Source organism: Nostoc linckia z4, assembly GCF_002608075.1.
Classification (GTDB): domain Bacteria; phylum Cyanobacteriota; class Cyanobacteriia; order Cyanobacteriales; family Nostocaceae; genus Nostoc; species Nostoc linckia.
This window is the reverse complement of the sequence record NZ_LAHA01000008.1, coordinates 102,376-129,149: the sequence shown is the minus strand read 5'-3', so window position 1 is coordinate 129,149 and position 26,774 is coordinate 102,376. Positions and strand designations below refer to the sequence as shown.

At 42.0% G+C, this 26,774-nt stretch carries 22 protein-coding genes; 4 read left to right on the top strand and 18 right to left on the bottom strand.

Annotation, left to right across the window (positions count from 1 at the left end; all coding sequences use genetic code 11):
• Nucleotides 1-29: 29 nt before the first annotated feature.
• Complete coding sequence (locus VF06_RS09625; protein WP_099068804.1) at nt 30-731, top strand: DevA family ABC transporter ATP-binding protein; 702 nt, start codon at nt 30-32, stop codon at nt 729-731.
• Between the two features lie 17 nt (nt 732-748).
• On the opposite strand, the gene VF06_RS09620 is transcribed toward VF06_RS09625, so the two are convergent.
• From VF06_RS09620 to VF06_RS09610, 3 genes are all read right to left on the bottom strand, one after another.
• Nucleotides 749-1,132 (bottom strand): hypothetical protein, encoded by a 384-nt coding sequence (locus VF06_RS09620; protein WP_099068803.1) that lies wholly within the window; start codon nt 1,130-1,132, stop codon nt 749-751.
• Nucleotides 1,133-1,345: 213 nt separating this feature from the next.
• The gene (locus VF06_RS09615) at nt 1,346-2,050 is read right to left on the bottom strand and encodes a tetratricopeptide repeat protein (RefSeq protein WP_099068802.1); all 705 of its coding nucleotides are present in this window, start codon (nt 2,048-2,050) and stop codon (nt 1,346-1,348) included.
• 199 nt (nt 2,051-2,249) lie between these two features.
• Nucleotides 2,250-3,557, bottom strand: coding sequence for an Nramp family divalent metal transporter (locus VF06_RS09610; protein WP_099068801.1), 1,308 nt, complete (start codon nt 3,555-3,557; stop codon nt 2,250-2,252).
• Nucleotides 3,558-3,785: 228 nt separating this feature from the next.
• On the opposite strand from VF06_RS09610, the gene VF06_RS09605 reads away from it, so the two are divergent.
• The gene (locus VF06_RS09605; protein ID WP_017656204.1) at nt 3,786-4,118 is read left to right on the top strand and encodes a YnfA family protein; all 333 of its coding nucleotides are present in this window, start codon (nt 3,786-3,788) and stop codon (nt 4,116-4,118) included.
• 66 nt (nt 4,119-4,184) lie between these two features.
• On the opposite strand, the gene rppB is transcribed toward VF06_RS09605, so the two are convergent.
• From rppB to VF06_RS09550, 11 genes are all read right to left on the bottom strand, one after another.
• Complete coding sequence (gene rppB / locus VF06_RS09600) at nt 4,185-5,585, bottom strand: two-component system sensor histidine kinase RppB (protein ID WP_099068800.1); 1,401 nt, start codon at nt 5,583-5,585, stop codon at nt 4,185-4,187.
• The gene (gene rppA, locus VF06_RS09595) at nt 5,563-6,300 is read right to left on the bottom strand and encodes a two-component system response regulator RppA (RefSeq protein WP_099068799.1); all 738 of its coding nucleotides are present in this window, start codon (nt 6,298-6,300) and stop codon (nt 5,563-5,565) included. Before rppA ends, rppB begins: the two co-directional genes overlap by 23 nt.
• Nucleotides 6,301-6,331: 31 nt before the next feature.
• Entirely contained in the window at nt 6,332-6,817 is a 486-nt protein-coding gene (locus VF06_RS09590; protein ID WP_099068798.1) for a DUF2808 domain-containing protein, read from the bottom strand.
• Nucleotides 6,818-7,108: 291 nt separating this feature from the next.
• Nucleotides 7,109-8,095 (bottom strand): RpoD/SigA family RNA polymerase sigma factor, encoded by a 987-nt coding sequence (locus VF06_RS09585; RefSeq protein ID WP_099068797.1) that lies wholly within the window; start codon nt 8,093-8,095, stop codon nt 7,109-7,111.
• A gap of 44 nt (nt 8,096-8,139) precedes the next feature.
• A complete protein-coding gene (locus VF06_RS09580; protein WP_244917955.1) occupies nt 8,140-8,955 on the bottom strand; it encodes a CemA family protein in 816 nt (271 codons plus the stop codon).
• Nucleotides 8,956-9,283: 328 nt separating this feature from the next.
• The gene (locus VF06_RS09575) at nt 9,284-10,198 is read right to left on the bottom strand and encodes a cation diffusion facilitator family transporter (RefSeq protein WP_099068795.1); all 915 of its coding nucleotides are present in this window, start codon (nt 10,196-10,198) and stop codon (nt 9,284-9,286) included.
• An 11-nt stretch (nt 10,199-10,209) separates the two neighbouring features.
• The gene (locus VF06_RS09570) at nt 10,210-10,545 is read right to left on the bottom strand and encodes a DUF190 domain-containing protein (RefSeq protein ID WP_099068794.1); all 336 of its coding nucleotides are present in this window, start codon (nt 10,543-10,545) and stop codon (nt 10,210-10,212) included.
• A 54-nt stretch (nt 10,546-10,599) separates the two neighbouring features.
• Nucleotides 10,600-11,130: a hypothetical protein gene (locus tag VF06_RS09565; RefSeq protein WP_099068840.1), complete on the bottom strand. Its 531-nt coding sequence runs from the start codon at nt 11,128-11,130 to the stop codon at nt 10,600-10,602.
• 159 nt (nt 11,131-11,289) lie between these two features.
• Nucleotides 11,290-14,409, bottom strand: coding sequence for an efflux RND transporter permease subunit (locus tag VF06_RS09560; RefSeq protein ID WP_099068793.1), 3,120 nt, complete (start codon nt 14,407-14,409; stop codon nt 11,290-11,292).
• Nucleotides 14,410-14,601: 192 nt separating this feature from the next.
• Entirely contained in the window at nt 14,602-16,302 is a 1,701-nt protein-coding gene (locus tag VF06_RS09555; RefSeq protein WP_099068792.1) for an efflux RND transporter periplasmic adaptor subunit, read from the bottom strand.
• Nucleotides 16,303-16,948: 646 nt separating this feature from the next.
• Nucleotides 16,949-17,341: an ArsR/SmtB family transcription factor gene (locus VF06_RS09550; RefSeq protein ID WP_099066896.1), complete on the bottom strand. Its 393-nt coding sequence runs from the start codon at nt 17,339-17,341 to the stop codon at nt 16,949-16,951.
• A 133-nt stretch (nt 17,342-17,474) separates the two neighbouring features.
• Between VF06_RS09550 and VF06_RS09545 the strand changes: the two genes are divergently transcribed.
• Nucleotides 17,475-20,027 carry a heavy metal translocating P-type ATPase gene (locus VF06_RS09545; protein ID WP_099066897.1) on the top strand — a complete coding sequence of 851 codons (2,553 nt, stop codon included), beginning with the start codon at nt 17,475-17,477 and terminating at the stop codon, nt 20,025-20,027.
• A 3-nt stretch (nt 20,028-20,030) separates the two neighbouring features.
• Nucleotides 20,031-20,954 carry a cation diffusion facilitator family transporter gene (locus VF06_RS09540; protein ID WP_099066898.1) on the top strand — a complete coding sequence of 308 codons (924 nt, stop codon included), beginning with the start codon at nt 20,031-20,033 and terminating at the stop codon, nt 20,952-20,954.
• Between the two features lie 61 nt (nt 20,955-21,015).
• On the opposite strand, the gene VF06_RS09535 is transcribed toward VF06_RS09540, so the two are convergent.
• The 4 genes from VF06_RS09535 to VF06_RS09520 all read right to left on the bottom strand — a co-directional run bounded on the left by VF06_RS09535 (nt 21,016) and on the right by VF06_RS09520 (nt 26,762).
• Entirely contained in the window at nt 21,016-21,681 is a 666-nt protein-coding gene (locus VF06_RS09535; protein WP_244917954.1) for a class I SAM-dependent methyltransferase, read from the bottom strand.
• A 188-nt stretch (nt 21,682-21,869) separates the two neighbouring features.
• Entirely contained in the window at nt 21,870-22,910 is a 1,041-nt protein-coding gene (locus VF06_RS09530; RefSeq protein ID WP_099066899.1) for a F510_1955 family glycosylhydrolase, read from the bottom strand.
• Between the two features lie 267 nt (nt 22,911-23,177).
• Nucleotides 23,178-23,492 (bottom strand): hypothetical protein, encoded by a 315-nt coding sequence (locus VF06_RS09525; protein ID WP_099066900.1) that lies wholly within the window; start codon nt 23,490-23,492, stop codon nt 23,178-23,180.
• Between the two features lie 105 nt (nt 23,493-23,597).
• Nucleotides 23,598-26,762 (bottom strand): efflux RND transporter permease subunit, encoded by a 3,165-nt coding sequence (locus VF06_RS09520; RefSeq protein WP_099066901.1) that lies wholly within the window; start codon nt 26,760-26,762, stop codon nt 23,598-23,600.
• Nucleotides 26,763-26,774: the final 12 nt, after the last annotated feature.

Sequence of the window (26,774 nt, the reverse complement as noted above, 5' to 3'; positions counted from 1 at the left end):
CTAAAAAATCAAAAATATTTATTAAAACTATGTATCAACAAGCTGTTGTAAAAGTCTATAATCTCAATCACTATTTTGGACAAAATGAATTAAAGAAGCAGGTTTTATTTGATATTAACTTGGAAATATATCCTGGAGAAATTGTCATCATGATGGGGCCATCTGGGTCAGGAAAAACAACTTTACTGACTTTAATTGGTGGTTTGCGGTCTGTACAAGAGGGAAGCCTTAAAGTGCTAGGTTTTGAGCTGTATGGAGCAAACAAAGACCAACTCTTTGAAATTAGGCGCAATATTGGCTATATCTTCCAATCTCATAATTTGCTTAAATTTTTAACAGCTTGGCAAAATGTGCAAACATCCTTGGAACTGCACCCAGACATTCCACCAGAAGAACTCCGCCCTAGAGCGGAAGCCATGCTTAAAACAGTAGGGTTAGAACATCGGGTGAACTACTACCCAGAAAATCTCTCTGGCGGGCAAAAACAAAAAGTAGCGATCGCCCGCGCCCTTGTGAGTCATCCCAAGCTGATTTTAGCCGACGAACCAACTGCTGCTTTAGATAGTAAATCAGGACGAGACGTAGTAGAACTGATGCAGCAACTAGCACAAGAGCAAGGATGCCCTATTTTGGTAGTGACACATGACAATCGCATTTTAGATATAGCTGACCGTATTGTTCGCATGGAAGATGGTCGGCTAGCTGTGGATACTACTGTGACTACAAGTTAATTCATTACTTATAAAGCTTAGTAAACCAAGTTGCCAGTACCATGTAACTGTCGCAAAGAATTGATGCAAAATGGACAGTCGCACTTAAATAATCTAATTGCAGCCTCACTTTCCTCATCCGTAAAATTTAGTTCTGCAATTGTGCTATCAGATGGCTGCGCTGAGATTACCGTTGATTTGGGTGCAAGGGGAGCTTTTGGATCTCTCTCAGAATCTCGAATACAGACAAAATTCTTGAAACCGTGGGGATTACTGATACAGGTACGACCGTCATTAGTATGTAGTAATCGCTGGGTAAGATTAACACTAGCATGGGCAGGATTGATTATCCCTAGCGTAGACATCAATGATGTAAAAATTGAGGAAGTAGCAAGCAAATTAAGTATGAGTTTTTTGTTCATAAGCTTCTTGGAGATAACTGAACATCTAGGTTATTCGATTCATTATCAAAGAGCAAGTGAATTTTTATAACCGCTAATTTGATAATGCCCGTTAACAGAAAGTTTTTGTTTTTATCCGTCCAGTTAAGCTAAATTTAAGGGTAAGCTTTGCTTGCCTAACCTGAAAATCAACTTATTAAAAATGATTTTTACAACTTTGAGCCTTAATATTGCTTACTTCTGAATCTGCTGAATAAGAGCTTGTGTTTGCTTATACCGAAGAGTATCTCCTTGTCGTTGAAATAGACTTGCAGCTTGCTCTAAATCATTAATGGCATTTTTGCGATCGCCTAAAGCATAAAGAGCAAGTCCTCGGTTGCCGTAGGCATCAGCTAAGTTGGGGTTGATTTGTAGTGCTTGGTTAAAATCTGCGTTAGCGAAGCTCTCCGAAGGAATCGCCAGCTTGTGATTTCCCTGTCTATAATTCAAAAAGCCCCTATTATAGTAAGCATCTACAGACTTGGGATCAATTCTTAGTACCTGGTTAAAATCGGTAATCGCAGCTTGAATGCTTCCTAGTTCCGCATGAGCAGTCCCCCGGCTGTTGTAAGCATCTGTATGATTGGGATTTAATCGCAGTGCTTGATCGAAGTCAATAACGGCTGCTTTAAAATCTCCTAATTGAGACTTTGCCAAACCTCTTAAGCAAAAACCTTCGTAGTATTTGGGATTTAACTGTACTACCCGACTAAAATCTTCTATCGCGCCGTTGAAGTTGCCTTGCTCAAGCTTTTGCACACCCTGGTTATAGTATTCCTGATAATTCATCTGTTGGATGCGCGTTGGTGGTGACTGTGCAGCTAGGACAGCAACAGGTATTCCACTCAGTACGCTAGTTATTATTCCCAGGATGGCAACAGAAGAGTAAATGTAGTTCATAGCTTGATTTTCTCCGTGTAAAACATATCAAGACAGACGCACGGGATTGTTCTCGACTAGATCCATCCTAAGCGGTTTAAAGCTTCAAACCCAGCTAAGGAGAGACCGCTTTCATTCCTATACCACTCGTGTTCTTAATTGCTTGTTGTATGTCGCGGATCTGGGTGGGACAGCTGGTATCTTTTTTCAGAGCAAGTGCCTAACCCAAAATACTTTGTAATAGCAACCAAACATTGAGCATGACGATGACAATAGCAACTCCCCAGGATAAAGATTTGAGCCATAAGGGATTTACAAACTCACCCATTAAGCGACGGTTACTTGTAAACATCACCAAAGGAATCACTGCAAACGGTAACTGTAAGCTAAGGATAACTTGACTTAGAACTATGAGGCGGCTTGTGCTATTTTCCCCAAAGATAATAATTGTAATCAACGCTGGAATGATGGCAAGCAGACGGGTAACTAAACGCCGTAACCAGGATGGAAGGCGAAATTTTAAAAAGCCTTCCATGACAATCTGCCCAGCCAGAGTTGCAGTCAGTGTTGAACTTTGACCGGAAGCAAGTAAGGCAATCCCAAAGATGGCACTAGCAGCACTAACACCTAACAATGGTGAAAGCAATTTGTAAGCATCTTGAATTTCTGCCACATTCTGATTACCAGAAAAATGAAATGTGGCGGCAGACACAATTAAAATCGCTGAGTTGATAAACAGTGCCAACGATAGAGCAAAAGTTGAATCAATTGTGCCAAACTTAATTGCTTCCCATCTTTTTTCAGTAGTAGGTTGCCAATCACGGGTTTGCACAATAGATGAGTGTAAATATAAGTTGTGAGGCATCACTGTTGCCCCTAAAATGCCAATAGCAATGTAGAGCATTTCTGGGTTACTTAAAATCTCTGGTTTGGGCAGATATCCCAATAAAATCCCCCCCATATCAGGTCGAGAGAACAGAATTTCTGCTGTGAAACAAAAGCCTACAGTTGTTACCAACATTATTACCAGGGCTTCTGTATAGCGAAAGCCTTTACTTTGCAGGAATAGCAATACCAAGACATCCAGCGCAGTGATGCACACACCCCATAGCAAGGGAATACCGAATAAAAGTTGCAGGGCGATCGCACTTCCCAGTAGTTCAGCTAAGTCACAAGCGGCGATCGCAATCTCACACAGTATCCACAAACAAAAGCTTACCCTTCGACCGTAATAGTCCCGACAAGCCTGTGCCAAATCTCGCCCCGTAGCAACTCCCAAACGCACACATAGCGATTGCAGTAATATCGCCATCAGGTTCGACAGCAGGATCACTGTCAACAGAGTATAACCAAACTTTGACCCCCCAGCGATATCTGTTGCCCAGTTTCCAGGGTCTATGTATCCAACTGAAACCAAATACCCTGGCCCTGCATAAGCCAGCATCTTGCGCCAAAAGCTGTTGCTGTTGGGGACTCTAATACTACGGTGAACCTCTGGTAAGCTAGGTCTGTTTTCTGGAGGAGTCATTTACTTTGCTATAAAATATTCTCATATTCTTTTCATGATTTATTTTTTCATATTTTTCTCATTATTTAAAAAAATCTGGCATGAATATTAATCTCCTCAAGATTTCAAAAGTAAAAATCTTGTCTTACCACTTATAACTACCGTGTTTTTTTATACTTTTGCTAGAACACAAATCTAATAAGATTTGAAGTTCGTAAAGAATCTTTATAATAGCTAGGATATTCTTGAGTGAAAGAAATACTAAAGTCCTTACTTAACTTCATATGGGCTGGCTTGTTTGAGATAGGCGGTGGCTATCTTATCTGGCAATGGTTAAAGGATGGAAAGCCTTTCTGGTGGGGAATTGCCGGAGGTATTGGGTTAGCTTTATACGGTATGCTTGCTACTCTCCAGCCTGCTAACTTTGGTAGAGTGTATGCTGCCTATGGAGGGGTATTTATTGTGCTGGCAATGCTTTGGGGTTGGAAAGTAGATGGGGTAGCTCCAGATCACTACGATATGCTAGGAGCTTGTTTGGCGCTACTGAGTGTGTTAATTATCATGTATGCACCCAGAGCATAGAAAAGAGGAGTTCATTCTACTATATCCTCTAGGAGAGTATTCAATTCTCAGTTGCTTACGCGATCGCTAACCCAAATCCAGATCCACCAGTACGACGCGAGCGATCGCTTCGTCTGTCAAGGGTAAGTGAACGATGAAAGTGCTACCCTTACCAAGTTGGCTTTGCAACTGTATACTACCTCCATGAGCCTGAACAATTGCTTGAGCGATCGCTAATCCCAATCCAGATCCACCAGTACGACGCGAGCGATCGCTATTCACTCGATAAAAACGGTCAAAAATCCGCTTTTGCTCGTGCGATGCAATACCAATACCTGTATCTTGAACTTCAATTACAGCATGACCGTTGCTGCGTTTGAGGATAACAGTTACATAACCGCCAGCAGGGGTGTATTGAATAGCATTCGCAATTAGATTAGAAAGCACACGCAACAGTTGATCTTCATCTCCCATCACGTATAAAAGCTCTTGGCATAACACCAAAGATGTTAGCTGCAAAGAAGCCGCAGCCGCTAACGCTGAAAATTCTTCTATCAGGTCATTAATCAAAATATTCAGACAGCAATGTATTTGTTGTGTCGCTAACATTTGCTGTTCCAATCGAGACAGTAACAGCATATCCTGAACTAGTTCAGCTAATCGATGATTCTGACGTTGAATAGATATCAAAATATCTTGCACTTCCTCCGGCAGATAATCCATATCAAATAAAGTTTCTACCGTTGCATTAATCGCTGCAAGAGGAGTACGCAACTCATGAGAGGCATCAGACGTAAACTGTTGCATTTGTTTATACGAAGAGTCAATTGGCTGCATTGCTAACCCTGCCAGCCACCAACTAGAACCGCCAACTAACAATACCGTAATTGGCAATCCCACCGCCAAAATTAATTTCAAAGCAGCGAGACGACTATCAAGGTCATTGAGATTGCGCCCTACCTGAATATAGCCCCAATCTTGATTATCTTGAGTGTGCAGCAGTAGAGACTTTTGACTGTAACGATTACCTTGCAAGTCTTTAACTGTTTGCCACACTTGGGTTTGCACAGTCGGTGGCAATTCATCAGGTTGGAAACCTGCCACTGCAATTAACCGTCCTGAACCATCGACAAAACGGATGTAATATTGCTTCTCTTTGTATACAGTACTAAAAATGCCGTGTTCATTATGGGTGCTTTGACTGTGACTCAGGATATTTTGGGTAGGACAACTGGACTCAGCTAAACAAATATTTGGTAAAACCTGCTGGAAAACTAGCTCTGTAATACCAGGTTGTTTCAAAGTTGGTTCAATTACATCATGTAGTGTACCTGCTACCGATTCCAGTTCCCGGTTGATAGAAGCCACATAAGCATCAATGATTACCTTGTAAACCACAAAACCGCATAAGGATAGAATCAAAGCCATAGCTACCGCATACCAGGTAGCCAATTGCCAGCGAGTCTTACGAAATAGTCGAATCTGCATTGCCAGGATTGAAACGATAGCCCATACTAGGGACAGTTTCGATTAGCCCATCACAACCATATTCCGATAATTTGCGTCGCAAAAGTCGGATTTGAGCTGCTACTACATTACTAACGCGTTCTGCACTAAAGGCGTACAGATGATTTAAAATTTGGTCGCGGGTAATAACTGTATTAGGACGTTTCATCAAGTATTCTAATAATTGGAATTCTTTTTTTGTTAAATAAATTACCTTATTTTCACCATTCGGGTACTGTCGAGAAACTGTACAATTACCGCAGTCTAAGATAAGACCACCAACTTGCAATTGTAAAGGCTGGAACTGAGACGTAAGCGATGTGCCTCCAAAAGAAGCTCGCCGTTGCAAGGCACGCAACCGTGCCAGTAGTTCTGCCATACCAAACGGCTTGATCAAATAATCATCAGCCCCTGCATCTAGTCCAGCTACCTTATCTGCCATGCTATCTTTAGCAGTTAGCATCAGCACGGGCAAAGCATTACCCCGACCTCGTAATCGCTTGCACAGTTCCAAACCTGACATTCCCGGTAACAACCAATCAAAAATTGCCAGTGTATATTGAGTCCAATCATGTTCTAGATAAGTCCAGGCTTCATTTCCATCCAAAACCCAGTCAACAATATATCTTTCTTTACTCAACTTTCGCTGAATCGATGCACCCAAATCTGGCTCATCTTCAACAAGCAAAACTTTCATAATCAGCAGATGTATTTTAGTAATTTGTTCATTAAATTACACGCAATTGAGCGACACCAATTGGTAACTCTGCATTCGTACCAGCGAAAATGGTAGATATTTTGTAGAACTTATTACCAGTAGTCACTGCTGTTTTTTTAACATTATTCATTTCTACAATGATAGTAGTTCCAGGAGCGACTGATTCGGCAAACTCTAGCGTAGCTTTTTTGCCTTGAATAGAAACTTTTGCAGCGATTTTTTTACCGGATTCCTCGGACACATCAATATTTTCTCTGAGAACAAGGTTAGCTGGAGCTTCGATAATTAGCTGAGAAATAGCCTTGCTGTTTTCGGGAACTGCTATTTTTAAAGTATGTCTGAGAATTCTCCAGTGGCGAATACCCTGGGGAAATTCCACCAAGCTAATAACATGAGGAAAGTTACTAGATTGTGGTGTAGGATTTGCATAAGTAGCTGGAACTAAAACTGCCATAGTCAAGGCAAAAATAGCAGTGTATGTCAGTGTTCTATTCATTGCGCTCTTATAATCACTTTACTAAATTCATCAATCATCAGAATTATCTTCAGTGAAAGATGTTACCTCTTAATAGCTTGACAAAGTGAGATGAAATTTGGGTGAAATTTTAGCTAGTTATAGAGATTTCTTAAAAAAAACAAATAAGTGACCTTTGATGAAGCTATAATCCTTTCGGAAATGTATACTTTTTTATAGTCTCAAAACTCTCTCTAACTTTGTTTCAGCTTCTAACGATGTTGACAAACAGTTGAAGAAGCAAGATGTTCATACTGATGTTTTGTCATACATTTAAGTTAAAATATACTCTCGTAGATTTGTTTGGCAACGACGGAGGTAACTCAGTGCTTGTTTTTCTAAGTAACGAACTCTGCTTTCACTAATGTTGAGATGTTGAGCTACCTGCGTCAAGGTGAGTTCGCAATTATCTTCCAAGCCATAATGCAAAATTAGGACTTGTTGCTGCTGTGGAGTTAATTCTTTCAGTGAGAGATAGATATCTTGACGCATTAAATTTTGAGTTACTTGGATTTCAGGCGAGGCTTCTGGAACTTCTGTTAAAAGTTCTTGCAATTCTGTATCTTCGTTATCGCCCACTTGTTTATCTAATGAAACAGGTTGACGAGATATCATCAGCAGTTCGCGGATTTGAGCAGGATTTAATTTCATCTTTTCTGCAATTTCAGACATACTAGGACTGCGCTTTAGTTTTTGAGATAATTCCCTTTGCACTTTTTTTAGTTTGTTCAACTTTTCAGTAAGATGAATTGGCAGTCTAATAGTTCGTGATTGCTGAGATATTGCTCGTGTCATTCCCTGGCTAATCCACCAATAAGCATAGGTAGAAAACTTATAGCCACGAGTGGGGTCAAATTTCTCTACACCACGCTCTAAACCTAGTGAACCTTCCTGAATTAAATCCATAAACTCCAAATTTCGTCCTTGATATTTTTTGGCAATAGAAACCACTAAACGAAGATTTGCTGCTATCATCTTTTGCTTTGCCTGTGTACCTTTCTGAAAAATTTCCTTCACTTCCATTTCACTAAGTTGTACATATTGAGCTAATTGTTTTTGAGATGGTTCGTGATTGAGGTATTTCTTCAAAGTTTCATTTTTTTTGTGTAACGTAATCATCTGCTGTACCTGTTTGCTATATACAATTTCTTCCTCATGAGTTAACAATGGTACACGAACAATATCTTGCAGATAATTACGAACTATATCTGTGCTAAATTTAATATTTGACGTTGTTGTTGTCATGTTACAAATCGGCATAAGTTTAGTATTGTTTGTTGATGTGAAAATATCTTTAATAAAAATTATTCATTCATGTTACGGTAAGTAGCCACGGCTGAAGGAGAACTGCGATTGAGGTAGCGAAATATCCAATATTTGAAAACTGTATCCATGATTACTGGAACAGTAGCAATAAATAAAGAAGTAAGGCTTTTGTTTTCTGGTAAACCATAATGCTTGAAAGTACTTTCTATAATTATTTGCCAACCATAAGGAGAGTGAAAACCGACAAATATATCTGTAGATAGAATAATTAAAAAAGCCTTAGCAGAGTCGCTTAGACTATAAGTTATATCGCCAGCAAAAGACATAAGAATGGATAGCTGCTGCTTACCTGTTAAGATTAAGATTATTAATGTGATAGCTGTAAGTATATCTGTCAAGACATTTGTTACTGCATTAATACTTTCAATTTTATTTTCTTCTACTAAAGCAATAGCTTTTTTCTTAAGCTGATTTTGAACAACCTCGTCAGAGAATGTGGTGATTTTACCTAATCGAGCTTTAAAATAAACACGTTGCTCGAATTTTTTAAGTTCAACTAAAGCTTTTTCTTCTTGAGAAGAATTTAAGAAAATATTTAACTCTTGTGAATTCCAGAACTTCTCAACGAGGGGAGTGATTACAAAGTTTCGAGAAAGCTGATTTATAAGTAATGGAACTATAATCAAAATTAACAAAAAACGGACAGAGGAAATTGTTTGAAGTCGAGAAGCGCGAAACTCTTCAATAACCTTTGCTTCAGCATTTGGATCTAACGTCTGTTGAAATTTTCCTATCGTCCGCAGGATAGAGCGAGGAATAAAGCTCATCTTTTGAGATGATGACTTTGATTTCATCTTAATTTATAAGCATCTAAATTTTAGTTGCACCCATAATTTAGTGAGACAACTGTGGTGTTTTAAAGAGCTATAAGATTTAAACTTTAAATCTCTAAATTCTACTTTACAAAAATAGGATGAAATTAAGATGAAAAATCAGTATTTTATAGATTTTTTTCTAAGTTTAGTGATTTTGGTATATATTAAAGTCAGCAAATTTACTTAAATAACTATTAGTTTGGGGATTTATTCTCACAAAGCTAAGATGATTAGGTATTCGGTCACAGTAATTGCTCTAAATGCGATCGCCACCAAATTCTCTATCCATATACTCAACTCAATTGATTTAAACCACGTTTTCTTGAGCAAGAGGACATGGAAAACTTGGATCGCCTGTTTCTATCTGAATTGTAGTGTGTTCGATACCAAAATGGTCGTGAAGTTGTTGATTTACCTGAACTAAAAAAGCATCATTAGGATTTCTAGTAGGCATAATTAAGTGAGCAGTGAGAGCTGTTTCTGTGGTACTCATTGCCCAAATGTGCAAGTCATGAACACTAGATACACCGGGAAGTTCAGCTAAGAATGTACGGACTGCAAGTGGTTCAATACCTGCTGGTACTGCATCTGTGACTAAGTTCAAAGATTCTTGGAACAATTGCCAAGTACTCACAATAATCACGACAACGATCATCAAACTTACAACTGGGTCAAACCATAGCCAACCAGTGGTAACAATTGCAATACCAGCCAGGACTGCACCCAAAGACACCGCCGCGTCAGCAACTAAATGGATAAAGGCTCCTCTAATATTCAAGTCTCTTTCACGACCAGATAAGAACATTAAGGCACTTCCCATATTGATGGCAATACCTACCGCAGCCACGCCGATAATTGTACTACCTGATACTGGACTAGCTTGAGCAAAACGCTGTATGGCTTCCCAGGCAACTGCGCCAGAAGCTACAAGTACGAGGATAGCGTTTAATAGAGCTGCCAAAATAGAGGAGCGACGTAACCCGTAAGTGCGGCGTGGTGTTGGTTGGCGACGACCGAGGAAGCTTGCTCCCCAGGCAAGTAACAAACCTAGAACATCACTCAAATTGTGACCAGCATCGGCAAGTAGGGCAAGGGAATTGGCAGCTAACCCATAAACTACTTCAATGACAACAAATCCAGTGTTGAGAGCAACGCTAATAATGAAGGCACGGTTGTAATTAGTCGGTTCGTGGCTGTGTCCGTGACTGTGATTATGAGACATTAATGCTATCCTTAAAGCGTTACCAATGGCGAAAGAACTTCTATGCTTTGACAAGTGACAAACTTATCTTTAAGCATATCTTTGACCAAGGAAAAAAATTCGGTTATTGCAGTTTCACTATCAATAACTGTAACAAGAAGTGGTAGTGCAGAGGACTCAGTAGACGGATCTAGCTTATTTAGAGTCCGAAAAACCCCATGTTTACCATATCCAGAAATTGCCCGCACTACCGTTACCCCTGTTAATCCTTGTTTGCGAGCGATTCCGAGCAGAACTTGATGAAGGGGTTGATGTTCCCAACAATCTAACTCGCTAACATAAATTGTTAATTCTTTCCATATTGTCATATTGCTTTTCCTATACTGGTATCGCTATTATCGCTAATTATTGAATTGCTCGGATTATCGCTTAAAGGTAAAGCGACCATTAAATTTTTCACCTTTCACATCAGTTTGAATAACAACTTTATACTCTCCCGTTGCAGCCGCAAGCAGTTTTGCTGAATATTGCTTTTCCTCGGTATTATAAGGAACTTGTAGGGTTTTGTTACTGCCATCTGGTAGCTGAACTTGAGCCGTGAGCTTGGCATCAGTAATTGCTTTGTCCTGCTCGCCGTGTACGCTTATATCTAAATGAGTAGAATCTTTTTCTATATCTGGTTTGAACTCTAAATGATATTTGCCCGACTCTATAACTTGACCCTTATGCTCTCCATTATTAGATTGATCGCCTTTTTCATCATGAGCATGACCGTCGTTTTCATTATGCGCTTCCCCAGTTTTAGCAACGGGTTCAGTTTTGGCAGCTGTTTTTGTAGTTGCTGTTTTGGTAGCACTTTCCGAGTTAGCAGCTTGATTCCCACCATTACAAGCACCCAAAAAAATTAATCCTACACTGCTAACAATTACTAAACTGGTTTTCAGAAATTTCATTAATTCAAACTCCTTGATGTTTTGTAAATTAAAAACTAATACAGCACGTTGTAAGTAAACCACCTATTTCAAATCAATGAAACCTTTAAGAATTAGGAATTCCTAATTCCGTTAGCGTAGTGAGGCGTAGCCCATTGCAAATTCCGCCAAGCTGTATTATTAGGCTCTGGCTTCTCGTGCAATTTCTGGCTGAATAATTGGTTCAGCCTTTCTTGGCACCACAAATCTACCAAACTGTATATACAAAGCCGGAAGCACTAACAAGGTTAAAGCGGTTGAGGTAAACAATCCACCTAACACTACAACAGCTAATGGCTGGAGGATTTCTTTTCCAGCTCCACTACCAATTACCAAGGGTGCCATACCCAAAGCTGATGACAATGCCGTCATTAAGATAGCAGCCAGCCTTTCTACCGACCCTTCCATCAAAGCCTGCCGCAGAGGCTGTCCTTCTGCCATCCTAGAATTGTAGTTCTCAACCAGTAATAGTCCATTACGTGTAGCAACGCCGAATAAGGTAATAAATCCTACCATTGAAGCTACAGAGAGAATACCACCAGTCAAGGCTATGGAAATGACTCCACCCACTAAGGCTAAGGGCAAGTTTATCAAGATCATGATGGTGGCAGGAATCGACTTGACAGCAAAGTAAATCAAAACTGCGATCGCAACAAAAGCTAATCCACCAGCCGAAAGTAAAGTTTTTGTCGCTCCTTCTTGTGCTTCAAATTGACCGCCGTATTCAATGTAATATCCGGGAGGTAATTGTACCTCTTGCTTAACTTTGTCTCGGATATCTTTAATCACAGAACCTAAATCGCGTCCAGCTACATTGCTGGAGATAACAATATAACGGGAGACATTCTCGCGGTTAATAGTATTGGGGCCTGTACCGTAGTCAATTTTTGCGACTTGAGCTAAAGGAATTTTCTGTCCATTGGGTGTATCAACGAGCAAATTACCGATAATTTCAATATTGTTACGGTATTTTTCTTGCAACCAAACCACCATATCAAAGGTTTGTTGTTGCTCCAATACTTGGGAAACGACTCGCCCATTGAGTGCAGTTTCTACTATCTCTGACAATTCGCCAATAGTTATACCATAGCGGGCTGCTGCATTGCGGTCGAATTGAATTTGTACCTGTTTAATTGGTACTTGCGGTTCTAGTTGCAAATCTACTAGACCCGAAACACTGCCCATAGCTGATTGTACTTGTTGACCAAGGGTGCGGAGTTGTTCTAAATCGGGGCCAAAAATTTTCACAGCGATCGCACTTCGTACACCTGAGAGTACCTCATCCATCCGGTGCGAAATGAACCCGCCGATATTGGGAACGACTCCGGGAATTTTTTCAAACTCTTTACGAATCGTTTCAATTGTTTCTTCTCGGTCTTTTGCCCCCTCCTCGCTGAGTTGGACATCTATTTCCGCTCCGTTTACACCAGCCACCTCAGTATCCCCCACAGCCCGTCCAGAGCGCAATTGAGCCGTTTCAACCCCAGGATTTTTTTTCAGGGCTTCTTCGATCGCTAACCCTACTTGATTAGTCGCATCCAGAGATTGACCAGGCATTAAAACTGCGGCGATTACTAAAGAGCGGTCTTGGAATTCTGGTAAAAAAACTTGCCCTAACGAGAGTAGAATCATCGTTGAAGCCACAAAGGCAGCGATCGCACCTGTCAAAATAATCTTGGGGCGACGAATAGAAAATTTCAAAAGTGGACGATACAAACGATGGGAAAATCGTTCAACCCAAGTTTCTGTACTTGGTAAACGCCGATTTACTAGCAAAAGGGCGCACAGTGCTGGAGTCAATGTCAGTGCTACTAAGGTAGAAGCGCCAATTGACAGCAAATAAGCTACAGCCATCGGTGTAAAAATCCGACCTTCTACACCGGAAAGAGCAAAAATTGGTGCAAAGACGACTGCAATAATGATTGTCGAGAACAGTACGCTTACCCGCACCTCCACTGAGCCATTAAAAACAACTTGCAGTGGTGGTACAGGATTGCCTGCTATCTGGTTTTCTCGCAAACGGCGGTAGACATTCTCCATATCGACAATTGCGTCATCCACCACCGAACCAATCGCCACAACCAATCCGCCCAAAGTCATTGTATTGATGCCTTGTCCTGTCCAATTCAGGATCATCATTCCTAACAACAAAGACACAGGAATTGCGCTCAAACTAATAATCACCGTGCGCCAGTTCATCAAAAATAAAATCAAGATGACACAAACGATGATCGTGCCATCACGCAAAGCTTCTTCAACATTCTTAAGCGAGGCTTCGATAAAATCTTCCTGACGGAAAGTAGTTGTAATTTTGACATCTTTGGGCAGACCTGCTTGAATTTCCTCCATTGCTTTTTCAGCCGCCTTCGTTACTTTTGGCGTATCTGCTGTTGGCTGTTTGTTGACTGTCAAAATTACCGCTTTTTTACCCGCAAAACTGCCATCGCCGCGTTTGAGTGCTGCACCGATTTGTACATCCGCCACTTGTTCCAACAGTATAGGGGTGCCATTTTTGGCTTTAATTACTGATTTCTTAAGTTGTTCGATAGATTCAATCCGCCCTACCCCTCGCACCAATGTTTCTTGGTCAGGAGTAATTAAAAATCCCCCTGGTGCATTAGCGTTGGATGCTTGTGCTGCTTTGGTGACATCATCAAGGGAAACATTAAACGCTTTCAATTTATCTGGGTTTACCAACACTTGATACTGACGCTCATCCCCACCAAATATGACGACATTACTTACGCCAGGGACAGCAAGCAGGCGGTTTTTCACTTGCCAGTTGACAATCCGCCAGACCTCCATCATCGGAGTGGTTTCAGAAGTAAAGGCATATTTGACAGTCCATCCCAAGGGTGAACTAACAGGCAGAACCTCTGGGTTTTCCACACCTTGCGGTAGTTGACTGCGTGCTTGTTGCAACCGTTCCGTTACCAATTGGCGGGCGCGATAAATTTCTGTATCCAAGCTAAAAGTCGCTCTCACAGACGAAAGACCGACAGCTGAGGCAGAACGCAATGTTTCTAGTCCAGGAGTGCCGTTAATTACACTTTCTATCGGTCGAGTAACTAGGGACTCTACTTCCTCTGGTGCAAGTCCTGGGGCTTCGGTCATAATTTCCACTTGCGGTGGAGCAAAGTTAGGAAATACATCCAGTGGCATTTGCGTCAGGACGAGAAAGCCCCAAACAGATATGAGGATGGAAGCAATAACCACTAGCCAGCGTTGAGCGATCGACCATTTAACAATAGAATTAAGCATATTTTGACTTACATAGGATTTTTAGCCCTAAACCCCGTATAAAATTGTCAATCTAAAATCCCTTAGTACAAAATTTCGTAAAATCTTGGCCAATTGAGGGTTTAAATTGAAACGCAGAGGTACACAGAGTTGAGCGCCCAGAAGCGTAAAGTTTGTTCGAGTTTTTCGCTACGAAATTAAGCAAAACTGTATTTAGTTTGGGGAATGAGGATTTTCACGTTCTTCATTCTCAATCAGCTTGGCTGGTTGAGACAATATAGGTTGCTTATGGTTGTCGGTATAAACCTCAGTTTCATACTCGTAGCCTGAATTTCCTACTGCTATTAAAGGCGATCGCGTGCGACGACCAGACCAGAAGCTACCTCCCATAAAAGCCACGGTAGCAATGGCTGTTCCTCCCCCTGCTAAGAGCAACCATAAAGGTAGAGGGAGGCTGTTAGCTTTAGCCTCAGTTTCCTCTGAGTGCGAATCTCCTTCTTGCGATTGGTCGTCTTCTTTGGGTTTCTTATCGCCCCGTAACGACTGTGCATAAAGTTGTGGCGCACGCTGGGTAACTACTGAATCTCCCTCGAATAAACCACTTTTAATCTCAATTAAATCTCCAGAGGTTTGTCCTAACTCAACTTCAACAGATTGGAAGGCATTGCCGTTTTGGACATAGACCAATTTCTTATTATTTGCATCCACTACAGCAAACTGGGGAATCGCCAAAGTAGCTGTAGATGTCTGATCTGTTACAACTTCAAGTTCGGCAAACATTCCGGGTTTGAGCTGCCCTCTAGCGTTATTGAGTTCGGCTTGTACTGGTACTACTCTCGTTTCTCCTTCCACTACTGAGCCAATCCGTGTAATCCTTCCTGTAAAAGTTTGATTAGGCACACTAGCAACCTTCATCCTTACCTGTTGACCTGTCCTCACTTTATCTAAATCTTTTTCATAGATATTCGCTGTGGCAAAAACCCGACTGTCATTCACAATCGTCATTAACTTGCCACCCGCGTCCTGAAATGATTGACCGATAGTAACTTCCCTATCAACAACCTTGCCAGAAATCGGAGCTGTTACTGTTATTAGTCCCTTAGTATTAGCGCGGTTTCCTAGTTGTAGCAGCCGAGTTTCATAAATAGCACTGCTGCGATTAATATTGGACTTTGCTAGGCTAACTGCTGCTTGAACGCGTTTGAGTTGATTTTCAGCCGCAATGACATCGCGGCGGCTGTTGGCTGTGGTTAGTTTAGCTTTGGCTTCTGCTAGTTGGGTTTGAGATTCAAGAGCGTTGCGACGTGCCAAAGCACCTTCAGTGGCTAACACTTGATCTTTCTCATACTTTTCTTGAGCAAATGCTACTTGGCTTTGGGCTTGGGCGATTTCTGCTGCGGCTATTTGCTGATAGCGATCGTAATTCTGCTGGGCTAGCCTCAAGTCAGCTTGAGCTTGCTGTAAATCAGCCTGACCTTGTGCTAATTTGTCCTGAGATTCCACGCGCAATGTCACTAAATCTGGACTGGTTACAACGGCGACCGATTGACCTTTCTTTACTAATGCGCCTGGTTCTACCAACAGTTCAACTACTTTTACCCCTTGAATTGGAGTGGTGACTTCAACTTTCTGGCTAGGTAAGGTTTCAATCTGTCCAGTGGTTTTAATGCCGACAGCTAATCGTTGACGTTGCACTGGTTCGACCTTAACTCCTAGCAGTTTTGCGGTTTCTGCGTCAACTTCAACAGAACCAGTTGCTTCGCTTCCCCCACCCTGAAATGAACTTGCACCGCTATGATCGTGTCCACCACCAGCCAAAACAGTAGTAGGAGTATTTAGTAGTAACAAACTCAACATTGTCAACGAAACATAACGCAGTGGAGCAGAACATTGAAACAAATTAGAGATTCCCATCGCTTGTTGTGTCCTAAGTTAGTGAGAAAGCAGAATCGCCTTTGGATGTTGGCATTTAATGTGCAAATTTGGACTACCGCTTTCTTTAGCTAGTTACATCGCTTTTGTGAGTAGTTTAAGGAATTTGAATAGTAGTCTTTTTCCAGTGTTTCATATCGATATGAAATTTGGGTGAAATTTTTAGTGGCGATTGTTATTAGGAGTAACTATGATATTTAGGCGATTTCATGTTTGGAATTTTACATTTTTCCAGAACTACAAAGTACCTCAAACGTATATAATACATATACGCTTTGGGATTGCTGTATGCATTCTCACAGCATAAATATAAAATTTATTATTTATGTATTTTAATTATTAAAAGTTAAAGTAAAAATTAAGTAGACTACAATTTTATAAATAAGAAGGCTATAGCTATCAAACTTCAGCTATTAGTCTTGAAAATGAGATAAAAAGCAGAATTAAATAAAAATTTCATCTTTTTTCGTGTTCGTATAGCGCGTGCTTTGCACTCACTTTATTTCATAAAATCTCTTTAAAAAATACCAGTTTCAGAATTTAAGATTAGTCTAAAATTATATTATTTAAATGATTTTAAACTAACAGCAAAATCGATAAACCAATAAGTCAAAACTTCAATATTTTATTAATTTAAATTTTCCACTAAAGAGCGATATAAGTTAATGACGTGACTGTCAGCCAAACTATAATAAACATTCCGACCTTCTCGACGATAGCTGACTAAACGCATAGCTTTCAATAACCGCAGCTGATGGCAAACTGCTGATTCACTCATTTTGGTTAATGCAGCTAGATCGCAAACACACAATTCACTAGAAGCCAAAGCTGATAAGAGGCGTATGCGGTTTGTATCTGCTAACACCCCAAAAATTTCTGCCATTTGTTGTGCTTTATCTGTCGGTAAAATTTGCGCCTGAGATGAGCGTACATTATCTAGATGCACCAGATGAGTATCACAGGTAGGGGTGTCAGAACTTTGAATTAAGTCTAAGTCCTGCTTTTTTTTGTGCTTATTCATAGCAAGTTTTACTTAGCAATGGTTATCAATCTCAATAATACCTAAAATGATAACCATTGTACAGTTGAATAGTTGTTCAATTGTTATATTATAATATTGGCAGTTAACTTTTCGCCTTGATTCTAAAGCTGCTATGACTCAAACTCCTGACCTCAAAACCCAAACTTTGCAAGTTGGCGGTATGGACTGCGGAAGTTGCGCCAAGATAATTGAAGTCGCTTTGCAACAGTTACATGGTGTGACAGAAGCAACGGTAAACTTTACAACTGGTAAAGCTAGGGTTTCTTATGATCCAGAAGTATTGAGTGAAAAGAGTATTTATGACCAAATTAAGGGTTTGGGTTATACAGTTGAGCAGAGTTATGAGGCGCAATCCCATCAACATACTCATTCCTGTGGCGGTGAACACGACCATGACCACCAAAATCATGACCATAACGTAGATGTAGCTCCTATGAAAACGCTACAGCTACAAATTGGCGGGATGGATTGTGGCAGTTGTGCCAAAACCATTGAGGTTGGGGTGCAGAAGATAATAGGCGTACAAGAAGCATCGGTCAGCTTTGCCAGCGAAAGATTGCATATATCCTATGACCCACAATTGGTGAATGAGAAAGCAATTTATGATCGAATTCAAGATTTAGGTTACACGGTTGAGGAGGGTGTTGAGGTAAGTTCCCATCATCACAATGATGCTTGTGGTCATGACCATGAGCATCATCACGACCATGACCATAGCCATAACCACGAGCATTCTCAGCCAATAAACAAGTCCAAACAAAAACAAAAATCCGACTTAACAAGCTGGAGATTCTGGATTGAAAATCGTCGGGGACAGAGTGTCATACTTGCAGGTATAGGCTTAGTTTTAGGTTTACTTACTCAGTATTTAGTACTACCGATCTGGATAGCAAGGGCTTTTTATGGAATTGGTATAGTAATTGCTGGCTATCCGATCGCACGGGCTGGTTTGTTTGAGTTGCGCTTGCGCCGCGCCGATATGAATTTGCTGATGACCATTTCAGTTATTGGGGCAGTGATTTTGGGGGACTGGTTTGAAGCGACGCTAGTCCTATTTTTATTCTCTTTGGGTACAACACTGCAAGTTTTTACCTTTGGTCGCACGCGCAATGCTATCAGCGCTCTCATGGATTTAACTCCACCTACTGCTACTGTCAAGCGGGGGAATAAAGAAGTTACAGTTCCCGTTGAAAGCGTTCAAGTTGGTGAAATTTTGACGCTTCGACCCGGAGGGCGTGTAGCGTTGGATGGTGTAGTCGTTTTTGGCAGCAGTGCCATTGATCAATCGCCAATCACAGGAGAGTCAATTCCAGAAGATAAAGCTCCAGGCGATACTGTCTTTGCCGGAACATTGAATCAATCAGGCTTTTTAGAAGTAAAAGTAACTCACACTGTTAGTGATACAACTGTTTCTAAAATTATTCATTTGGTAGAATCAGCCCAAGGAAGCCGCGCTCCTTCTCAGCAGTGGGTGGATCGGTTTGCAGAGGTTTACACCCCAATAGTTATTTTAGCAGCGATCGCCATTGCCCTGATTCCGCCCTTGGCTTTTGCTCAACCTTTTAACGTCTGGCTCTATCGGTCGCTGGTGATGTTGGTAATAGCTTGCCCCTGTGCTTTAGTAATTTCTACTCCTGTTTCAATTGTCAGCGCCATTGGTGCAGCAACTCGTAAAGGCGTTTTGTTCAAAGGGGGTAATGCGCTGGAAACCGCCGGACGTTTGACTACTTTTGCTTTTGATAAGACTGGTACGATTACGCAAGGGCTACCCGTTGTACAAAAGGTTTATCACCTTGGCAAGGTAAGTGCAAACATGGTGTTACAGATTGCAGCTTCAGTTGAGCAACAGTCTGAGCATCCGCTCTCCAAGGCAATTGTAGCCAAGGCTCATGAGCAAGGCATGGAGTTAGAAGCACCTATTAAATTTACAGCACTACCTGGGAAAGGGATTCAGGCGAACTTGAGGGAGCAGTTGTACTTCATAGGCAATCAACGGTTGTTTTTAGACCAAGGTATTCGCTTATCTGGTGAAGCTGAATCTTTGTTAGCTGAAATTGAGCAACTCGGTCAAATTCCGGTGTTGGTAGGGACGAACGAAGGGTTATTGGGAGCGATCGCACTTTCCGATGGTATCCGCTTAGAAGCTACAGAAGCCCTGCGACAGTTGAAGCGGGTTGGATTAAAGCAGTTGGTGATGTTAACAGGCGATCGCACTGCTGTTGCTAAACAGATTGCCCAGCAAGTTGGAATTACAGAGTACCGAGCAGAACTGCTACCCGAAGATAAACTTGAGGAAATTCAAGTCCTGCGTAAAAAAGGAGTAGTAGGTATGGTTGGGGATGGTATTAACGATGCTCCTGCGCTTGCTGCTGCGGATATCAGTTTTGCGGTTGGTGGAATAGATATTGCTTTGGAGACAGCAGATGTAGTGATCGTGGGAAGCGACCTCAGACGACTTGCTTATGCAGTAGAACTAAGCCGTCGTACTGTATCTGTAATTCAACAGAATGTTGTCTTTTCTTTAGTAACAAAAGGTTTGTTTCTGTTGTTGGGAACCTTTGGATTTGTTGGGTTAGCTGTAGCCGTCTTAGCAGATACAGGAACTTCCTTATTAGTTACTGCAAATGGAATGCGGCTATTTAAAACCAAGACTGTTAAGGATTAAGCAATGGTACACGACCACAGCCACAAGCACCAGGGACACGAACACGGACAGGGCAACTACAACCGCGCTTTCGCAATTGGTACTGCCCTTAATATCGGATTTGTGATTGTTGAAGCAGTCTATGGCTACCGAGCAAACTCGCTGGCTTTGGTTGCCGATGCTGGTCACAATTTGAGTGATGTATTGGGATTGCTACTAGCTTGGGGAGCAGGTGTCCTTACCCGACGACCTCCAACCCGACGACATACCTACGGATTGCGTCGTTCCTCAATTTTGGCGGCTCTCGTCAACGCACTTGTTCTTCTCTTAGCGATGGGTGCGATCGCTTGGGAAGCAGTTCGCCGCTTTAGCGAACCTAGCTCAGTATCGGGAAGTACAGTCATCGGCGTTGCTGTAGTAGGGATTATCATCAACACAGTTACTGCCTTGATGTTTATGTCCGGTCGTCAAAAGGACTTAAATATTCGAGGAGCGTTTCTGCACATGGCGGCTGATGCCGGAGTTTCGTTGGGGGTTGTATTAGCTGGCATCGCCATTGTTTTCACTGGCTGGTTATGGTTTGACCCAGTTGTGAGTTTAATTATCGTTGTCGTCGTCGTAGTTGGAACCTGGCAACTGTTGAAAGACTCTGTGAATCTAGCATTAGATGCTGTGCCAGAGGGAATTGAGCCAAAGGCTGTCCAGACTTATCTGACCGAGCGTCCTGGTGTGGCTGGTGTTCATGATTTGCACATCTGGGCAATGAGTACTACCGAGACTGCACTCACTGCTCACTTAATTATGCCTGCCGGACATCCAGGCGATGCTTTTTTAGTACAGGTTTTTCAAGAGCTTCACGACCATTTTGGCATTGAACACGCTACGCTTCAGATAGAGACTGGCGATCCGAGGTATCCGTGTACTCTTGCTCCAGAAAATGTGGTCTGAACTACCCAGCTTTTCCTTTGGCTGAAAGCTGGGCTTCTGTACCCATAGGCGAGTCCTCAGTTTAGCCTTTCTTGAATGCTACACCAATTATTTGAGGGCTAACGATCGCAGGGACGTTTGCCCGAAAATGTTGATAATCTACTTGCTCAAACCCTGCATTCTCCAATGCTACCCAAGTTTCGCGGTCGGGATGGCAGCCATCACCAAGCGTTTTCCAAAGCGGTTTTATTCCATGCTGTATCCATCGCAACATTGTTCCTTGAGATGCCGCAACGTGTTCAAGGAAAAAGAAGCATCCACCAGGCTTAAGTACTCGTATAACTTCCTGCAATACAGCAGCTAGATTATTCACAGAACATAAAACGAGCGTACTTACAACAGCATCCACGCTGTTATCCTCGACTTCCATCTGTTCGGCAGTTCCACTGTGGAGGTCAATATCTAAGCCGAGCCGCTCAGCTTCTTGCTGTAGATATGGATGCATGAAAGGGTTTGGCTCAATACCAATCCAATGAATGTCGGACGGATAATAAGACAAGTTGGGGCCCGTACCAGGGCCAATTTCTAAAACGTTGCCATGCAGTTGGGCAAACAAAGCTCGTTTTCGGTCTGCTATCTCCTTCTCGTATTTAGCGTTGCCATGAGCCATCATCCAGGCAAATAAGCGTTTATACCAGTCTGGAGAACCTTTTATATTTGACGCTACAGTATGTATCTTCGCCATCATTATTTTCTCAATTCTGGAACTATAGCTGGCGTTGCTCAAGCTATCATTATTAATCTTTACTGATTAACTAAGGTAATGGCTGAACTGTAATTTGAATTACAAATAATCCTAACGTTCAAAATGCCTTGATTGCAGATTTGAGCGATTAGTATTTCAAATTATTATAGCTATGTTGATAGACTTCAAATTTATTTCAGTTCTCTCCATGTCTTGCCGCTATCTTGGGATTGAAAGACTGCATTATTATCATTTACCGTATAAAATATTTGGGGATTGCTAGGAGCGATCGCTAGTTTTACAACTACACCATTAGTTTCAGTCCAAAGTTTCGCCCAGGTTTTACCACCATCACTGCTACGATAAATACCGGGTGCTGATTTGAGAAAGCGATAGCCATACATTATAAGATTGTTACCTTCTTTTTGTAGAGCCAAACTGATAACAGGAGCTTCCCGTGTACTAGGTACTAATGTCCAATCATTGCCGCTGTTGGTGCTTTCATACATTCCCGAACGGGTAGTTGCAAACAAATGCTTAGGGTTTTGTGGGTCAACTGCAAGGTCAAAAGGAGCATCGCCTAATCCCATCATGCGGGTTTTGACCCAAGTTTTTCCACCATCATTAGAAGTATGCAGCCCTTGCGCTCCAGAAGCGGGCCATCCATAAAAAACGTTGGGGTTACTGGGTGCGATCGCTATTGCATGAAAATCTACCCCAGGCATAGAAATCTGTTTCCAATCTTGCCCTTGATTTTCACTGATCTGGAATCCTAGATTACCTCCTGTGTGTGGATGCCCGCTGGAATAAAAGCGTTTACTGTTAATTGGATCGGCAGTAAAGCCCATATAATCAGCTCGCTCTTTTCCCATCCAAAACCATTCTCCAGTTTCAGAACGTTGCAAGAGTCCATTATGACTTGCAACATAAATAATATTGGGATTATCTCGATTCACGGTTAAACCATGAACGTGATTATTTGCTTGCCAATTGACCGCTTTTTCTAGGGATACATTTACAGCCTTTGGTTGAGGCTGGTTGTTTGGCTGGTTGGTGGAGAGTAACTGGTTGGTTGACTGATTGCTAGCAGGCTGCTGGATAGAACGACCGAACCACACTCCCAAGCCTCCGCCTAAAAAGAGGGAAAATGCTATGGGCACGGCGCAGCAAGCCACCATAGCAATTCCCATCCATTTCATCATGTTGTGGTCTTTTGAGTCAGGCTGACTCATAATTGTGTTTCTCCTGAGTAAGTTTTCTGCTGTAGTAAAGCTGTTGACTTATGATGAAATGCAAAAGTAAGCGCGTTTTGAGTTTCTGGATAAAAGGAACGAGTTCGATAGTTATCCTGGTTTACCTTAAGTTCCTTAGTTCAAGCATAAGATGGCTTTCTTAGCCATGAATTCACTAGCCTTTCTTGGCGAGACTTCTCTAAACATTCCTAGTTTTTTCTGACATGTCAAATTAAAATTTGTTCTCGCCAAGAAATTTATCAAGCTCTATTTTGATGGAATGTTTTGGTTGTTCATCATTCCTGGCATATTATTCATCATTCCCGGCATATTATTCATCATTGCTTGGCAACACTTACATCCTGTTTGGTTTGGCTGCTGTGGTGTTTGATTCGTTGGTGCTGTTCTTTGAGTTGTTGGTATTTGAGTTAATTTTGCTTTGTTTATAGCGTTAACTAATTGATTCGCATTCGCAGTTTCTTTGACAGTGTTTGCAAACGAAGCATTAGTGGTTAACGTAAGTAATGCAAAACTAGCTACGGCTCCGCTTAATAGTATCTTAACGCCTGTATTAATGTTCATTTTTACTCTCCATTACTTTGTCGAGCTAGTAGTTTTTCTTGAAACTAAAGTCATTCTAAACCCTTCAGTTAGGTAGAGAGTCAAGTAATAAATTCAAAAATTTACTTAATGTTTCCTTATGTACTGCTTCTTGAAAATACGGGAAAATAACTGAGTTCCATCATCTACTACCGAATGCATAACCGGAATGACAATGAGAGTGAGTAGAGTGGAGATGCTTAATCCTCCCAGAATCACTGTAGCGATTGGTGAGTATGCATCCATTCCAGTATCAGGGAAAAATGCCAGTCGAATAATCACTACTAAAGTGATAATTACTGTCATCAAAATCGGCTTGAGTCTGATAGGGGCAGCTTCTTGAATAGCGACATCTCTAGAGATTTTCTGCCGACGTTTTGTCAAAATTAAATCAATCAGCAAGATTGCTCCAGCCACATCAATTCCTGACAGAATGATAATCCCTAAAATAGAAACTGTCGAAAATGTCTGCCCAGCTAGCAATAAAGCTCCAAATACCCCCGCTAGTTCTAAGGGAATTGACAGCATCATGTTAAGGGGCTGGATGAATGAGCCAAACTGAACTACTAAGATGAGATAAATAAGTATTAGGGAAAGCACAAGCCCTCTAAGCAACCGAGCGAACTCAATCATCATGTCAGTCATATCACCCATTGAGTCCAGACCGTATCCAGGGGGAAAATCAAGTTCAGCACCAGCTTGCATTGCCACTGTCATTGATAGATCCATCGAGGCTGGAGCGTGCTTACGATAAAATCCATTGACGTAGACTACCCGACGACCATTGACATGTTCAATTAGGCTAGGCCCCTTGCGACTCTCAAGAGTAACCACCGTACTAAGAGGTACTTGTTTTCCATCTTGGGTTGTCAAGTAAGTTGCAGCTAAGTCTTGAGCGTTCCCTCGGTCTTTCTGGTTGTAGCGCACTAATATAGAGTTCAGCCTGCGATTAGGTAAATTATAGTATTGTTGAGTATATCCCCCCTGCAAAGCGTAGCGAGCTTGTTCAGTTACTTCTGCAACACTGAGTCCCAGTTCCATAGCACGACGGCGATCAACTTTTAGTTGATATTCAGGTTGAGTCATTGTCGAGCTAGTGTGAGCCATTTTCAACCCAGGAGTTTTCTCGGCAATGCTTAAAACTTGGTCGGCGAGGCGGTGTAAAATATCTAAATCCTCCCCATAGACTGCCAGCTGCACAGGCGCGGCGGAAGTAGCCATGACATCTACTCCCATTGGTTGCATAGCAATACGTCGGATACCAGGAATGGTACGACGAGCAAGAGCTTCTACAGCATCAATCACTTGCCAGATATCGCGGGTTCTTTCGCCTCGGTCTTTGAGAGTCACAATCATTGAGGCGCTGTTTACCCCACCCATGCTATAACCACTGAAATAAGTGCTGTTGCTAGTGAGTTCAAACCCTACTTCTGAAGATATTTTCTCAACTTCCGGCTGCTTTTGGAGAATCTGCTCAAACTTTTGGGCGATCGCATCAGTCTTAGCGAAAGATGTCCCTGCAAGAGCTTCCACAGTCACCATAAATTGACCAGAGTCCGCCAAAGGCATCATCTCTTGACCTACAAAAGGGTACAAACTGTAGCCCAAGTAGATGAAGGCGATCGCCACAGCTAAAACTATCCCCCGATTTTTTAATGCCAAATCCAGCATAGATGCATAACTTGTTTCCAACCACCCAAACCCCTGACGAAATGGGGTGAGGAGTCGTTTTAGTAAAGTTGCTTTGTGTTGATGCTCGTGGTGAGGTTTTAAAAAGTAAGTTGCCATCAGGGGTGTCAAAGTCAGCGACACAATTAGAGAAGCTAACAAGGCATAAATAATCGGCCAAACAATCCCGACAAACATTATTCCTGTTAGTCCGCCAGCAAAAGTCATTGGAGCCAATGCCGCAACCATCACTGCTGTAGCTGCGGCGATCGCCAAAAATACTTCCTGCGTTCCTTCAATCGCTGCGTGGAAGGGCTTTCTACCCTGTTTCAGCTTGCGCTCGACTGATTCAATCACTACAATCGAGTCATCTACTAGCCGCCCAATCGCTAACAGCACGCCAATCAGAGTCGAAGAATTCAAGGACATTCCCATCGGCACAAACGGCAGAATCGATATTGCCAATGAGGTGGGAATGGAAATGAGTACCATTGCGGTTGCTCGAAAATCCTCCAAAAAAATCAAAATCACTAGCCCAGCTAAAGCTACGCTGATCAGCAATTCTGCAATTGTGCCTTCTTTGATAATCTCGACCAGGTGGGAGTTATCGTAGGCTTCCTTAAACTCAATGCCAGAATACTGAGTCTGGATGCGCTTGAGTTCGGCTCGCACGCGCTCAATTACTTGAGGAGAACTGGCATCAGGTTTTTGAATAACATTAATTCCTAATGCTGGTGAACCGTTGTAGCGATAGCCACTACGCCGTTCTTCATAAGAATCTTTGACGGTAGCTACATCTCGAATATAGACAATGCGATCGCCTTGATTGAAAATAGGATAATCTAAAACAGTCTGACTACCCAAAGCGCGTTCATCGCTACGTACCAAAATTTCGCGATCGCCTTTGGTTAGTACTCCAGCACCCTTGGAAATATTGTTACGGTCGATTGCATCCCGCACTTGCAAAATTGAAAGACCATAGGCTGCTAACTTTTCTCGATCTACGATTATTTGCAATTGCCGTCGGTATCCGCCAAAAATAGATACAGCCTGAACATCAGGTAATTGTTTAAGCCGATCGACTAAAATATTGTCGGCAAAATCGCGTAGACGTACCGGGTCCCATCCTGACCCTCGCAATGCTAAGGTCAGGACAGGACGGTTGAGAGGGTCAATGGGTAGAACCCAGTAAGAACGTGTGCTGAACCCATCGATAGTGATATCGCCTTCCGCCGATTTCATCACACTTTGCACAGCTCCAAGCGATCGCTGCATATCTTGACCCCAAGCAAACTGCACTGTCACTAGGGACATATCTTGCTGGGAACTAGAGCGGACAAAGCGCACACCGTCTAGCACCGTCATCCGCTGTTCGATTGGCTTGCTAATGTAAGTCTCTACCTCTTGGGGAGATGAACCAGAAGCCATCGTTACAATAGCAACTAAAGGACTTTGAAGGTAGGGCATCATCCGCACTGGTAGCTGAAATAGCGCCAGGACAGCTAGGGCAAGAATGCCAACATACAACGCTAACAAAATCACTGGGTTCCGGATCGACCAGCGCACAATTGAGCCAATTTTCATTTAAAAAAGCTC